The 13,393-nt window shown below is 72.4% G+C and carries 12 protein-coding genes and 2 pseudogenes; 6 read left to right on the forward strand and 8 right to left on the reverse strand.

Going from position 1 to position 13,393, the window contains the following annotated elements; translation table 11 throughout:
* Positions 1 to 49: 49 nt before the first annotated feature.
* Positions 50 to 1,405, forward strand: coding sequence for a M20/M25/M40 family metallo-hydrolase (locus ACZ5Y0_RS10695; RefSeq protein WP_469128272.1), 1,356 nt, complete (start codon positions 50 to 52; stop codon positions 1,403 to 1,405).
* Positions 1,406 to 1,469: 64 nt separating this feature from the next.
* Complete coding sequence (locus ACZ5Y0_RS10700) at positions 1,470 to 2,186, forward strand: MBL fold metallo-hydrolase (RefSeq protein ID WP_469128273.1); 717 nt, start codon at positions 1,470 to 1,472, stop codon at positions 2,184 to 2,186.
* 206 nt (positions 2,187 to 2,392) lie between these two features.
* On the opposite strand, the gene ACZ5Y0_RS10705 is transcribed toward ACZ5Y0_RS10700, so the two are convergent.
* The 3 genes from ACZ5Y0_RS10705 to ACZ5Y0_RS10715 form a co-directional block, all read right to left on the reverse strand.
* Positions 2,393 to 3,436 (reverse strand): NUDIX hydrolase, encoded by a 1,044-nt coding sequence (locus ACZ5Y0_RS10705; RefSeq protein ID WP_469128274.1) that lies wholly within the window; start codon positions 3,434 to 3,436, stop codon positions 2,393 to 2,395.
* A gap of 139 nt (positions 3,437 to 3,575) precedes the next feature.
* Positions 3,576 to 3,770, reverse strand: coding sequence for a hypothetical protein (locus ACZ5Y0_RS10710; protein WP_469128275.1), 195 nt, complete (start codon positions 3,768 to 3,770; stop codon positions 3,576 to 3,578).
* Between the two features lie 115 nt (positions 3,771 to 3,885).
* Entirely contained in the window at positions 3,886 to 4,839 is a 954-nt protein-coding gene (locus ACZ5Y0_RS10715; protein WP_469128276.1) for an ROK family protein, read from the reverse strand.
* A 200-nt stretch (positions 4,840 to 5,039) separates the two neighbouring features.
* Here ACZ5Y0_RS10715 and ACZ5Y0_RS10720 point away from each other — a divergent pair, with 200 nt between their 5' ends.
* From ACZ5Y0_RS10720 to ACZ5Y0_RS10730, 3 genes and pseudogenes are all read left to right on the forward strand, one after another.
* Positions 5,040 to 6,089: a LacI family DNA-binding transcriptional regulator gene (locus tag ACZ5Y0_RS10720; protein WP_469128277.1), complete on the forward strand. Its 1,050-nt coding sequence runs from the start codon at positions 5,040 to 5,042 to the stop codon at positions 6,087 to 6,089.
* A 7-nt stretch (positions 6,090 to 6,096) separates the two neighbouring features.
* Entirely contained in the window at positions 6,097 to 6,834 is a 738-nt protein-coding gene (locus ACZ5Y0_RS10725; RefSeq protein ID WP_469128278.1) for a hypothetical protein, read from the forward strand.
* A gap of 86 nt (positions 6,835 to 6,920) precedes the next feature.
* Positions 6,921 to 7,371 (forward strand): annotated as a pseudogene (locus ACZ5Y0_RS10730) (VOC family protein).
* A gap of 73 nt (positions 7,372 to 7,444) precedes the next feature.
* Here the strand turns inward: ACZ5Y0_RS10730 and ACZ5Y0_RS10735 are convergent.
* Positions 7,445 to 8,749 (reverse strand): DUF6986 family protein, encoded by a 1,305-nt coding sequence (locus tag ACZ5Y0_RS10735; protein ID WP_469128279.1) that lies wholly within the window; start codon positions 8,747 to 8,749, stop codon positions 7,445 to 7,447.
* Positions 8,750 to 8,923: 174 nt separating this feature from the next.
* Here ACZ5Y0_RS10735 and ACZ5Y0_RS10740 point away from each other — a divergent pair, with 174 nt between their 5' ends.
* A complete protein-coding gene (locus ACZ5Y0_RS10740) occupies positions 8,924 to 9,853 on the forward strand; it encodes an endonuclease/exonuclease/phosphatase family protein (protein ID WP_469128280.1) in 930 nt (309 codons plus the stop codon).
* A 58-nt stretch (positions 9,854 to 9,911) separates the two neighbouring features.
* Here the strand turns inward: ACZ5Y0_RS10740 and ACZ5Y0_RS10745 are convergent, their stop codons facing one another.
* The 4 genes and pseudogenes from ACZ5Y0_RS10745 to ACZ5Y0_RS10760 all read right to left on the reverse strand — a co-directional run bounded on the left by ACZ5Y0_RS10745 (position 9,912) and on the right by ACZ5Y0_RS10760 (position 13,038).
* Positions 9,912 to 10,874 (reverse strand): electron transfer flavoprotein subunit alpha/FixB family protein, encoded by a 963-nt coding sequence (locus ACZ5Y0_RS10745; protein WP_469128281.1) that lies wholly within the window; start codon positions 10,872 to 10,874, stop codon positions 9,912 to 9,914.
* A gap of 51 nt (positions 10,875 to 10,925) precedes the next feature.
* Positions 10,926 to 11,714 carry an electron transfer flavoprotein subunit beta/FixA family protein gene (locus ACZ5Y0_RS10750; protein ID WP_467511157.1) on the reverse strand — a complete coding sequence of 263 codons (789 nt, stop codon included), beginning with the start codon at positions 11,712 to 11,714 and terminating at the stop codon, positions 10,926 to 10,928.
* 218 nt (positions 11,715 to 11,932) lie between these two features.
* On the reverse strand, positions 11,933 to 12,442 hold the full coding sequence (locus ACZ5Y0_RS10755; protein WP_469128282.1) for a flavin reductase family protein: 510 nt from the start codon (positions 12,440 to 12,442) through the stop codon (positions 11,933 to 11,935).
* A gap of 205 nt (positions 12,443 to 12,647) precedes the next feature.
* A pseudogene (locus ACZ5Y0_RS10760) lies at positions 12,648 to 13,038 on the reverse strand (thioredoxin family protein).
* Between the last annotated feature and the right edge of the window lie 355 nt (positions 13,039 to 13,393).

Raw genomic sequence — 13,393 nt, forward strand, 5'->3', positions numbered from 1 at the left:
GATCGGCGACACCCATCGGTACAACGTCGCACCCACAAGGAGCGTGCCCATGTCGTCGAATCCGGTCGCCGAGACCGTCGCCTCGCTGATGCCCAGGGCGAAGGCGGAGCTCACCGAACTGGTGGCCTTCAAGTCGGTGGCGGACTTCGACCAGTTCCCGCGCGCCGAGAGCGAGGCCGCGGCGAACTGGATCGTCGCCGCCCTGCGCGCCGAGGGCTTCCAGGACGTGGCCCTCCTCGACACCCCGGACGGCACACAGTCGGTGTACGGCTTCCTGCCGGGACCGGAAGGCGCGAAAACGGTTCTGCTGTATGCGCACTACGACGTGCAGCCGCCCCTGGACGAGGCCGGCTGGGCCACCCCGCCCTTCGAGCTGACCGAGCGCGACGGCCGCTGGTACGGGCGGGGCACCGCCGACTGCAAGGGCGGCTTCATCATGCACCTGCTGGCCCTGCGCGCCCTCAAGGCGAACGGCGGGGTGCCGGTCCATGTGAAGGTGATCGTCGAGGGCTCGGAGGAGCAGGGCACGGGCGGCCTGGAGCGGTACGCCGAGGAGCACCCGGAGCTGCTCGCCGCCGACACCGTCGTGATCGGCGACGCGGGCAACTTCCGGGTGGGTCTGCCCACCGTCACCTCCACGCTGCGCGGCATGACCATGATGCGGGTGCGCATCGACACCCTCGCGGGCAACCTGCACTCCGGCCAGTTCGGCGGCGCCGCCCCCGACGCGCTGGGCGCGCTGATCCGCGTACTGGACTCGCTGCGCGCGGAGGACGGTTCGACGACCGTGGACGGCCTGACCGACGGCCCGGCGTGGGAGGGACTTCAGTACGACGAGGAGCAGTTCCGCAAGGACGCCAAGGTCCTCGACGGCGTCGGACTGATCGGTTCCGGCACGGTCGCCGACCGGATCTGGGCCCGCCCCGCGGTCACCGTGCTGGGCATCGACTGCCCGCCGGTCGTCGGCGCCACCCCCTCGGTGCAGTCGAGCGCGCGAGCGCTGATCAGCCTGCGGGTGCCGCCGGGCGTGGACGCGGCCGAGGCGACGAAGCTGCTCCAGGCCCATTTGGAGGCGCACACGCCGTGGGGGGCGCGGGTGCGGACCGAGCAGATCGGTCAGGGCCAGCCGTTCAGCGCCGACACCACGAGCCCGGCGTACGCGGCGATGGCCGAGGCGATGGCGGTGGCCTATCCCGGCCAGGAGATGCAGTACGCCGGCCAGGGCGGCTCCATCCCGCTGTGCAACACCCTCGCGGCGCTCTACCCGAACGCGGAAATCCTCCTCATCGGGCTGAGCGAGCCGGAAGCCCAGATCCACGCGGTCAACGAGAGCGTGTCCCCGGAGGAGCTGGAGCGCCTGTCGGTGGCGGAGGCCCTGTTCCTGCGTACGTACGCGGCGAGCTGAGCCGCGCGCTCTGCTCTCGGCAGAGGGCCGCGCCCACCGGGCGGGGCCTGCCTACGGTCGTCCCATGGACGTCGTCGCGCTCCTCCCCCGTCTGCACCTGCTGCGCTTCCCGGTCGGCCAGGCCTATCTCTGGCGCGACGCCGACGAGTTGACGCTCGTCGACGCCGGACCGCCCGGCTCAGGCCGCGCGATCGCCGACGCCGTCACCGCCCTCGGGCACGATCCGGCGGCGGTGCGCCGTGTGGTGCTCACCCACTTCCACGAGGACCACGCGGGCGGGGCGGCCGAACTGGCCGCCCTGACCGGGGCGGAGGTGCTGGCACACACCGCGGACGCGGCGGTGCTCCGCCACCACGTCCCGGCTCCCCCACCGGTGCTGGCGGAGTGGGAGCGCCCGCTGCACGCCGCGGCTCTCCGACACCTGCCCGTGCGCGAGGTCGAACCGCCTGCGGCGATCACGGAGTTGACCGACGGCGACGTTCTCGCCTTCGGCGGCGGAGCGCACGTGCTCCACGTGCCCGGTCACACCGACGGCAGCATCGCCCTCCATCTGCCGCGACCCGGCGTGCTGTTCACGGGCGACACGGTCGCCGCCTCGCCCGTCGACGGAACGGTGATGCCCGGCGTGTTCAACCTGGACCGGTCCCTGACCGTCGCCGCTCTCCACCGGCTCGCCTCGCTCGACACGGACGTGGCCTGCTTCGGTCACGGCGACCCGGTGACCGAGCGAGCCGCGGACGTTCTGCGCGAAGCGGCGGACGGTCACCGCCCGGCGCCCTGAGGCTGGCAACCACTTCCCTCCCCCGCGCCTCACCGTCCACCACACCCTCGCCACCGCCCTCGGCAGGCTGAGCGACCACGAACTGGCGGTTCTCGTGGCCGCCGGTACAGCCCTCGGCACCGGAGTGGGCGGGGAGGTGCTCCGCGTCGACATGGAGGGCCGGCCGGTGGCGCCGGGCACTGCGTCACGCCACGGCCGGGTGAGGATCACCCCAGGGGAACCCCGGCCTCCAAGTAGAGCGCCGCGCCCCGCTCCCGCGCCCGCAGGGCCCAGCGCAGCCGCTCGTAGCGGACCGGGGGCAGCAGGTCGGCGGCCTCCTCCTCGGTGACGAAGCGCCAGCCGCGCAGTTCGGGGCCGGGCAGCAGCAGCCCCTCGGCCGCCGCCGGGTCGAGCCGGCCGCCGTCGAAGAGCAGCCGCAGCCCGCCGTGTCCGGGGGGCATCGGCCGCTCCCAGTCGACGACCAGCAGCCGGGGCACGTCGTCCAGCCGGACTCCGGTCTCCTCCTCGACCTCGCGCATGCCCGCGCGCGCGGGTGCCTCGCCCGGTTCGACGACACCGCCGGGGAACTCCCAGCCGGGCTTGTAGGTCGGGTCGACGAGCAGCACCCGGTCCCGCTCGTCGAAGAGCAGCACCCCGGCGGCCAGCGTCTCGGCGGTCGGTTCGGGGGTCTGCACGATGTCACAGGCGGCGACCGACCCGCTGCCGACGGCATCCGCGATGCGCACGGCGGTCTCGTGGGGGGTGAGGGCGCTGGAGTCGACGGGGTGGGCGTCCGCGGCGAGCCAGCCGGCGAGGGCCGCGCGGTACGGCTCGATGTGGTCGTACGACCACTGCCGTACCCGAAGGTCGGCGTCGGGGAGGCCGGTCGGGAGGTCCCGCCCGGCTATTCGCTCGCGCAGGATCGTTTCCGCCGGGGCCAGCAGCACATGCCGGACGGCGATCCTGCGGGCGGCGAGGCCACCGAAGATCTCGTCGCGGTACTCCTGGCGGAGCAGGGTCATGGGGACCACGAGGGTGCCTCCCAGCTCCCCGAGCAGCGCGGCCGCGGTGTCGATCACGAGCCGGCGCCAGATCGGCAGGTCCTGGAAGTCGCCGACCTCGGCGAGGCGTTTGGGCGGCAGCAGGCGCGGGAGCGCCGCCCCGACGATCTCGGGGTCGAAGAGCGTGCTGTTCGGGATCAGGTCGATCAGTTCCCGTGCGGTCGTCGTCTTTCCCGCACCGAACGCGCCGTTGATCCAGACGACGGTCACGTTTCCCCCTCTTCTGCCGGCCCTGTGGCTTGCCCGCTCCACCCTGCCACGGAAACCGCCTCCCGTTGAGGGCGCGGGAACGCCGTGGCGCCGACCCCCGGAGGCTGGGGACCGGCGCCACGGCAAGCGTGTGAATCCGTCAGTCGGTGCGGCCCGGGGCCTCGTCGGCGACGGCCGGGGCGTCGACGGCGATCGTGTGGTCGAGGGTGCCGAGGGCGTCCCCCACGTTCCGTCCGTCGATTTCCTCACCGCCGAGGCCGTGCGAGGGGGTGATCGCCGCGACGACGAAACCGGTGGCGAGGGAGGCGATGGCCAGCATGCTGCGCTTCTTCATGCCCGGATCAACTGCGACGCCCCCGTCAGGTCACGCGCCGGCCGCGAAATGCTCCGGAGCGGACCGGGTGTCCCGGTGAGGGAACGTTCCTCCGGGCCGTCCGCCCAGAGCCCCTTCAGACCCCCGCCGCCGTCATCTCCGGCCCGCTCGCCAGGGCCGCGGCCGCCGCGCCCACCAGCCCGGCGTCCGTTCCCATCTGTGCGGGCACCACGGTCAGCCGCCGCACGAAGGACAGGGTGGCGTAGTCGGCGAGGGACCGCCGCAGGGGCGTGAAGAGGACGTCCCCGGCCTTGCCGACGCCGCCGCCGATCACCGCGATGTCGATCTCGACGAGGGTCGCGGCAGCGGCGATCCCGGCGGCCAGCGCCTGCGCGGCGCGCTCGAACGAGGCCACGGCGACCGGGTCGCCCGCACGGGCCGCGGCGGCCACTGCGGCGGCGGAGGTGTCGCCGTCCGGGCCGGGCCGCCAGCCGTTCTCCAGGGCGCGCCGGGCGATGTTCGGCCCGCTTGCGATGCGTTCCACGCAGCCGCGCGCACCGCAGGGACACAGGTCGCCGTCGAGCTCGACGCTGATGTGGCCGATGTGCCCGGCGTTGCCGGTGGGGCCGGGGTGCAGCCGGCCGCCCAGCACGAGACCGCCGCCGACGCCGGTGGAGACCACCATGCACAGGGCGTTGTCGTGGCCGCGGGCGGCGCCCTGCCAGTGTTCGGCGGCGGTGATCGCCACCCCGTCGCCGATCAGCTCGACGGGGAGGTTCCCGGTGGCGGCCCGTACCCGCTCGACCAGCGGGTAGTCGCGCCAGCCGGGCACGTTGACCGGGCTCACGGTGCCGGCGGAGGCGTCCACCGGGCCGGCGCTGCCGATGCCGAGGGCGCGGGCGCCCTCCCACAGCGGCGAGGCCACCAGGTCCCCGAGCACCTTCTCGACGGCCCGCATCACGGTGTCGCCGTCCTGCTGGGCGGGCGTGGGCCGCTGGGCGCGGACCAGGATCGCGCCGGCGCCGTCCACCAGCGCGCCGGCGATCTTGGTGCCGCCGATGTCCAGCGCTGCCACGAGGTCGGTCTGCATCAGTCTCGGTTCTCCCCGTCAACCATCGGAAAAGGGCTGGCCGGTCCAGCGGTGGGGACGTGGGCCGGGATAGCGGTGGACAGTCTCTCCCGCATCTGACAACGTTGTCCAGGGCCTATGCTCATCGCGCCTCCTCAACCGCCTCCGCGGTGACGCCCGCACCGCACGCGTCACCGCGGACAACAGGACAGGACCCGCCCGTGCCCGAGACGCCCCGCCGCGCAGTCGGCATCTCCGGAAACCGCTACGGCAATCGTCCCACCATGAAGGACGTGGCGGCCCGCGCCGGGGTCGGGCTGAAGACCGTTTCGCGCGTGGTGAACGGCGAGCCGGGGGTCACGCCGGAGACGGAGCGGCGCGTCCAGGAGGCCATCGAGTCGCTCGGCTTCCGCCGCAACGACAGCGCGCGGGTCCTTCGCAAGGGCACCACCGCCAGCATCGGCCTGGTCCTCGAAGACCTCGCCGACCCGTTCTACGGCCCCCTCAGCCGAGCCGTCGAGGAGGTGGCGCGGGCGCACGGCGCGCTGCTCATCAACGGCTCCAGCGCCGAGGACCCCGACCGGGAACAGGAGCTGGCGCTCGCGCTGTGCGCGCGCCGGGTGGACGGGCTGGTGGTCATCCCGGCCGGTGACGACCACCGTTACCTGGAACCGGAGATCAAGGCGGGTGTGGCGACGGTCTTCGTCGACCGGCCCGCGGGGTTGATCGACGCCGACTGTGTCCTGTCGGACAACTTCGGCGGGGCCCGCGAGGGCGTCGCCCACCTCGTCGCGCACGGGCACCGCAGGATCGGCTTCATCGGGGACATGCCGCGCATCCACACGGCGGCCGAGCGGTTGCGGGGCTACCGGACGGCCATGGCGGACGCGGGCATAACCGTCGAGGAGGCCTGGATGTCCCTGGGCGCCACCGATCCCGGACGGGTGCGCCGGGCGGCCGAGGAGATGCTGTCCGGGCCGGCGCCGGTCACCGCGGTCTTCTCGGGCAACAACCGGGTGACCGTCACCGTCATCCGGGTGCTCGCCGAGCAGCGCCGCCCGGTGGCCCTCGTGGCCTTCGACGACCTCGAGCTGGCCGACCTGCTCCAGCCGGGTGTGACAGTGGTCGCGCAGGACGCCGCCGCCATCGGCCGTACCGCGGCCGACCGTCTGTTCCGGCAGCTGGACGGCACCCTGGTCGCCCCCGAGCGGATCGAACTGCCCACCCGTCTCATCACCCGTGGCTCGGGCGAGCTGCCCCCGGCGGACTGAGCCGGGCATGGACGGACACGGGGAGCCCCGCACCCTGGAGGAGCTGGGCCTGGCCGACGCTCCGCGCGACCACCCGCTGACGTACCCCGGCGTGTGGCCGGTGGAGTCGGGACTGCTCGACGGGAACCGGCTGCTGCCGCTGGACCGCCTGACGTTCCCGGACCGGACACCCGTCCTGGCCGTCGGTTCCAACGCCTGTCCCGGCCAACTGCGGCACAAGATGGCCGAGTTCGCGATCACCTCGCCGATCCCGATGGTCCGGAGCCGGGTCACGGGCATCGACGTGGGGGTGTCGGCCCATGTGAGCGTCCTGGGGTACATCTCCGCGTCCCCGGTCCACGCGCCCGGCCTCACACGGGAGTTGTTCGTCATCTGGCTGGACGCCGAGCAGCTCGCCGTCGTCGACGCGACCGAGCCCAACTTCGACCGGGTCCGGCTGCCCGAGCCGTCGGTGCGCATCGAACCGGGCGGCGGCGGCGCCCTCTCCGGCGTGTTCATCTACGTCAACCGTCACGGGGTCCTGCACACCGGCGACGGGGTCCCGCGCAGCCATCCCGGACAGCGGGCACTGATCACCGAACTGCTGCTGGGATCCACCGAGTTGCGGCGGATGTTCGGCGTGACACCGGAGGACTTCTGCGCCCGCGCCAGGGCCGACGCGCGGCTGTGCGAGCGCGGCACGCGATGGTTCGCGACGGAGAGGATGACCACGCGTTCCGGGCTGGAGCACCTCCGCGTCCGTTAGGATCATCACACGGCATCGCGTGTCGGTCACCGGCTGGGTGAGGCATGGAGGTGCCCGTGAGGTTGCCTCACGGAGGCATTCCACACATGTCTGTCGAGCTGAACCACACGATCGTGCCCTCCCGCGACAACCGGGAGTCCGCCGAATTCCTCGCCCACATCCTGGGACTCGAGGTCGGGGCCGCATGGGGCCCGTTCATTCCGGTCGACACCAGCAACGGCGTCACCCTGGACTTCGCCGCCACTGGCCCCGTCCGGGTCGGAGCCGGAATCCGGCTCCGACCACGGGGCTCGTGGCACCAGCGTCCCCGCGGAATCCATCACCACGCAGCACTACGCGTTCCTCGTCTCCGACGAGGAGTTCGACGCCGCGTTCACGCGGATCCGGGAAGCCGGGATCACGTACTTCGCCGACCCGCACGGAAAGCGGTCGGGTGAGATCAACCACCATCACGGCGGGCGGGGCCTGTACTTCACGGATCCGGCGGGGCACGGGATGGAGATCATCACCACCCCGTACACCTTTCCCGAGCGGTAACAGGATCGGCGGGAACTGAGTACCGCGGCCGGCCGGGGCACGCCGCCCCCGGCCGGTCCCGCCGTTTCCGCGGCTACTGCGCGGCGGCCTTCGGACCGCCCCGGCGCGGTGCCGCGAAGCTTTCCAGGGCGGCCCGTGTCAGCCCGGTCGCACCGGTCACCTCGGCCGCGTCGAGGGCACCGCAGTCCAGGCCACGGAGGAGATGGCCGCTGAGGGCCTTGGCGGTCGCCGGCTCGTCCATCACGTCGCCGCCGGTCCGGCCGGCGTACCGGGAGAGGCGCTCGGCGGCCTGCGCGAACCCCTCGCGGTAGAAGGCGAAGACGGCCGCGTAGCGGGTCGGGAGGTGGCCGGGATGCATGTCCCAGCCCTGGTAGTAGGCGCGGGCGAGGGCGCGCCGGGTGAGGCCGTAGTGCAGGCGCCAGGCGTCGTGGACCTGGTGGGTGGGGCCGACCGGCAGGACGTTGGTGGAGCCGTCGCAGACGCGCACGCCGGTGCCGGCGGCGGCGACCTGCATGACGGCCTTGGCGTGGTCGGCGGCCGGGTGGTCGCCGGCCTGGTGGGCGGCGGAGACGCCGAGGCAGGCGCTGTAGTCGAAGGTGCCGTAGTGCAGGCCGGTGGCACGGCCCTCGGCGGCCTGGATCATGCGGGCGACGGTGGCGGTGCCGTCGGCGGCGAGGATGGCCTGGCTGGTCTCGATCTGGATCTCGAAGCCGAGCCGGCCGGGGAGGAGCCCACGTGCCTTCTCGAAGGCCTCCAGGAGCCGGACCATGGCGGTGACCTGTTCCGGGTAGGTCACCTTCGGCAGGGTCAGCACCAGCCCGTCGGGCAGGCCGCCGGCGTCCACCAGGCCGGTGAGGAAGACGTCCAGGGTGCGGATGCCCCGGTCACGGACGGCGGCCTCCATGCACTTCATGCGGATACCCATGTAGGGGGCCGCCCTGCCCTTGGCGTACGCCTCGGCGATCAACCGGGCCGCGCGGGCGGCCGCCTCGTCCTCCTCGGCGTCCGGGCGGGGGCCGTAGCCGTCCTCGAAGTCCACTCGCAGGTCCTCGATCGGCTCGCGCTCCAGCTTGGCGCGCACACGCCTGTACACGGGCTCGGCGAGTTCGTCCGCCAGGCCGAGGACACCCGCGAACGACGCTGCGTCGGGCGCGTGTTCGTCGAGCGTGGCGAGGGCCCGGTCGCCCCAGGAGCGGAGGGTGCCGGCGGCGAAGGCGTCGCCGGGGACGTAGACGGTGTGGACGGGCTGGCGGGTGCCGGGGTCGCCCGGGTAGCGGCGTTCGAGTTCGGCGTCGACCGGGGCGAGGGAGGCGCTGATCTCCTCACTGACGGCGCCCGCGAGGCTCGTCGGCACCCTCTCCTGCTGACCCTGACCCATTCCCGCACCCTTCTGTTTCCGCTGTACGGAATCAACAATCCGTTGAACGAAGCTAACCGTGGGGCCTTCGCGGGTCAACACCCGTCCACGCCCTGGCCACCTCCCCCGATCCGCCGCGGGCCCTCTTCCGTCCGTCGGTTCGTACACTCATCCTGACCGGCAGAGGGAGGCCACTTGGCGGAGAACGGAGGACTCACGCGGCGTACGGGGCTGAGGACCGTCACGGCCGCCGCCGTCGGCGTCCCCCTGATCGGCGCGCTGCGGGCCTCTTCGGCCGTCCGGGTCCCCTCGGCCGGCGAGGAGTCGCCGCGACGGGCCGCCGCCCTCCCGCCCCTGGAGGTCATGACCTTCAACCTCCGCTTCCCCAGCGCGAAGGAACCCCACAGTTGGCCGGCCCGCCGTCCGGCGATGGGCGCCCTGCTCCGCGCGGCGGCGCCGCACGTCATGGGCACCCAGGAGGGCGAGCCGCCCCAACTGCGTGACATCGAGACCGATCTGGGGCCCCACTACGACTGGATCGGCACCGGACGGGGCGGTGGCGACGACGAGTCGATGGCCGTCTTCTACGACACCCGGCGGCTCGCCCCGGTCGACCACGCCCACTTCTGGCTCTCCGACACCCCCCAGGTGCGCGGTTCCAACACCTGGGGCGGGGCCCATCCCCGAATGGTCACCTGGGTCCGCTTCCGCGATCTCCAGGCGGCGGGACGGCAGTTCTGCCTCTTCAACACCCATCTCGACAACGCCGGCCAGTACGCCCGCGAACGCGCCGCCGCCATGATCGCCGAACGGCTGGCCGCGTTCGATCCCGGCCTGCCGCTGCTGGTCACGGGCGACTTCAACGCCGCCGCGCACCACGGCACGATCCACGACACGCTGCTGGACGGCGGCCTCGTCGACACCTGGGACGCGGCGGAGCGGCGCGGCCCGGCGTACGGAACGTTCCACGCGTACCGGGGGCCGCAGCCTGACGGGGACCGCATCGACTGGATCCTGGCGACGCCGGGGGTCACGGTCCACCGGGCATGGGTGGACACCTTCTCCATGGACGGCCAGTACCCGAGCGACCACCTGCCCGTGTGCGCCTCGGTGTCCCTGGGATGAGCCGAGGCCCCCGTGACCGATCCGGTCACGGGGGCCTCGTACAGCGGCGCTCGGGAGATCAGCCCTTGCGGGTCTTGATCTCCTCGGTGAGCTGCGGGACGACGTCGAACAGGTCGCCCACGACCCCGTAGTCGACCAGGTCGAAGATCGGGGCCTCGGCGTCCTTGTTGACGGCCACGATCGTCTTCGAGGTCTGCATACCGGCGCGGTGCTGGATCGCGCCGGAGATGCCGTTGGCGATGTAGAGCTGCGGCGAGACGGACTTGCCGGTCTGGCCCACCTGGTTGGTGTGCGGGTACCAGCCGGCGTCCACCGCGGCGCGCGAGGCGCCGACGGCCGCGCCGAGGGAGTCCGCGAGCGCCTCGATGATCGCGAAGTTCTCCGCGCCGTTGACGCCACGGCCGCCGGAGACGACGATCGCGGCCTCGGTCAGCTCCGGGCGGCCGGTCGACTCACGGGGGGTGCGGGCGGTGACCTTGGTGCCGGTCGCCTGGGCGGAGAAGGTCACCGCGAGGGCCTCGACCGCGCCGGCGGCCGGAGCGGCCTCGACGGCGGCGCTGTTGGGCTTCACCGTGATGACGGGGGTGCCCTTGACGGCACGGGACTTGGTCGTGAAGGACGCGGCGAACACCGACTGGGTGGCCACCGGACCGTCGTCGCCGGCCTCGACGTCGACCGCGTCGGTGATGATGCCGGAGCCGGTGCGCAGCGCCAGACGGGCGGCGATCTCCTTGCCCTCCGCGGAGGACGACACCAGGACCGCGGCCGGGGAGACGGCCTCGACGGCGGCCTGGAGCGCGTCCACCTTGGGCACGACCAGGTAGTCGGCGTACTCGGACGCCTCGTGCGTGAGGATTTTGACCGCGCCGTGCTCGGCGAGGACGGAGGCGGTGTCGGCGGCGCCGCTGCCGAGGGCCACGGCGACCGGCTCGCCGATACGGCGGGCCAGGGTCAGCAGCTCCAGGGTGGGCTTGCGGACAGCGCCGTCCACGTGGTCGACGTAGACGAGGACTTCAGCCATGGGATTGCTCTCCTGCGTACGAAACTAGAGGGGCGGTCAGCGAGTGGGGGCTCAGATGAACTTCTGGCCCGCGAGGAACTCGGCGAGCTGCTTGCCGCCCTCGCCCTCGTCCTTGACGATCGTGCCGGCGGTACGGGCCGGACGCGCGTTCGCGGACTCGACCTTGGTCCAGGCACCGTCCAGGCCGACCTCCTCGGCCTCGATGTCGAGGTCGGACAGGTCCCAGGACTCCACCGGCTTCTTCTTGGCGGCCATGATGCCCTTGAAGGAGGGGTAGCGGGCCTCGCCGGACTGGTCGGTGACCGACACGACGGCCGGCAGGGACGCCTCCAGCTGCTCCGAGGCGGTGTCGCCGTCACGGCGGCCCTTGACGGTGCCGTCCTCCACGGAGATCTCGGACAGCAGGGTGACCTGCGGGACGCCCAGGCGCTCGGCCACCAGGGCCGGGACGACGCCCATGGTGCCGTCGGTGGAGGCCATGCCGGAGATGACCAGGTCGTAACCCGCCTTCTCGATCGCCTTGGCCAGCACCAGGGAGGTACCGATCGCGTCGGTGCCGTGCAGGTCGTCGTCCTCGACGTGGATCGCCTTGTCGGCGCCCATGGACAGGGCCTTGCGGAGCGCGTCCTTGGCGTCCTCGGGGCCCACCGTCAGGACGGTGATCTCCACGTCGTCGTCGGAGTTCTCGGAGATCTGCAGCGCCTGCTCGACCGCGTACTCGTCGAGCTCGGAGAGCAGACCGTCCACGTCGTCCCGGTCGACGGTCAGGTCATCGGCGAAGTGCCGGTCGCCAGTGGCGTCGGGCACGTACTTCACAGTGACAACGATCCTCAAGCTCACGCCGGCTCTCCTACTGCATCGTCAGTTCTGGCTGCCTTCTTTCAGGCAGCATAGGCGCCACAAGCGGCCGATCCCGATCGGGGCGGCCTGCGCTCCCGAACGAAATATTACTCGTCAGTACACCCAGTTCCTTCCCGCTAAGCAAGCGCTTTGAACTGTGACGTCCGCAACGCAGCGTAATCGGAACTCGACGGCTCCGCAGGAGCGCCGGACAGTGATCAATCCCGCAGACCGGTGAAACGGCCCTGGTGGTAGAGCAACGGGCGGCCGACGCCCGCCGGATCGCCCAGGACCACCTCGGCGAGGACGATCCGATGGTCCCCCGCGGGCACACGCGCCACGACCCGGCACACCAGCCAGGCCAGCACGTCGTCGAGGACCGGAACGCCCTCGGGGCCCGCGCGCCAGGACGTCCGCGCGCCGAACCGGTCGGCTCCGCTGTGCGCGAAGGTGGCGGCCAGCTCCCGCTGGTGCTCGCCGAGTATGTGCACGCCGACATGGTCGGCCCCGGAGATCGCCGGCCAGCTGGAGGCGCCGGTGCCGATGCCGAAGGACAGCATCGGCGGCTCGGCCGAGACGGAGGTGAGCGAGGTGGCGGTGAAGCCGACCGGCCCGGCCTCGCCGGAGGCGGTGATCACGGCAACGCCGGCCGCGTGGCGGCGGAAGACGGAGCGCAGCAGGTCCGGGGAGGCGAGCTGGGGGGTACGGAGCGCGGGCGTGGCCGTCATGGATTCGTCCTGGTCCTTCTGCCGGGAGTGACGAGCGGATGCGTGGTGGCTCAACGGCCCGGACAGCACGCGCTCGCGGTACGGGCGAGGCCGACGTGCACCCGTCCGTGGAGAAGGCGTTCCTCGGGCATACGGTCAGGCTGAGGATAGGTGGTGCGCGCAGTCAAGTACGTCGCGGCATGCGGGAGCGGGCCCACCGTCGGGTTCACACCGCCTCGCCCAGGGCGGCGATGACATCGACCTTGCGGGGTTGCCCACAGGCGCGGCGCACGACGTGGCCGTCGGCGTCCAGGACCAGCACGGTCGGGGTCTTGAGGACGGCGAGTTCCCGCACGAGGTCGAGATGCGCCTCGGCGTCGATCTCGATGTGGGTGACGCCGGGAACCAGGTCCGCCACCTCGCCGAGAATCCGGCGGGTCGCCCGGCACGGGGCGCAGAAGGCGCTGGAGAACTGCACGAGCGTGGCCCGCTCGCCGAGTTCGCCGCCCAGCCGGTCGGCCCCGAGCCGCTGTCCTTCGTCGTGCCCGCGCACGCGCACCCTCCCGCTCCGCCGTCGGTGCCGCGCTCCGTGGGCTCGGCCTCGCGAGCACCGCCACGCACCGTCAGTCCGGCCATCATCCGCACAAGCATTCACGCCACCGGAAAGATTCCCGCCTCCTCCTGGTCTTTCCGTTGCGGAACACTTGATTCATCGGCGTCGATGACATCGACGTGAGAGGACGGCGGTTCGGGGCGGCGCTCGGGGTGGTGTCCGCGACACCGCTTTCGGGCACCGCCCGGGCCGCGAGATGCACCCGCTCGTACGGAGGGCGGCGAAACGTGCGGAGTAAAGGTGAGCTAAAAGGCCGAGGTGGGCCGAGGGGGCGGAAGTGACGAGAATCTCGCGGTTAGCGGGCGCGAGGACTGGCTACCCGGCCGTTCTTCGGGCACGATCTGCGAGATGCCGTAAAC

The sequence above is a fragment of the Streptomyces sp. NPDC033216 genome (assembly GCF_055577115.1).